Genomic DNA, 339 nt, shown 5'->3' on the forward strand with positions numbered 1-339 from the left:
ATACGACGTTATCTTCTCTTCTATGTCTATCACTCCTGAGCGTGCTGAAAAAGTATTGTTCTCTGAAGGTTACTACAACACACCTTCTGCATGGTTTGGTAAAAAAGGTACTGATCTGGACGTGACTGACAAGGCTGCCTTCAAAGGCCTTCGCGTTGGCGTTCAGCGTGGCACAGTTCAAGATGATTACGTGACAAAAGATATCGGCGCAGACACTGTTGAAATCAAGCGTTACACCACGGCTGACGACCTTGTTCTTGATCTAACCGGTGGCCGTCTAGACTTAGTATTCCTAGACTTCCCAGTAGGTGAATCAACCATCCTTAAAGATGAAAACTA

General features: G+C 45.1%; 1 protein-coding gene. It reads left to right on the top strand.

Annotated features, from left to right (window positions below):
• The coding region (locus A3762_RS06050) for a transporter substrate-binding domain-containing protein (protein ID WP_156493283.1) at window positions 1-339 on the top strand (339 nt) is incomplete at both ends.

Source organism: Oleiphilus sp. HI0125, from assembly GCF_001635355.1.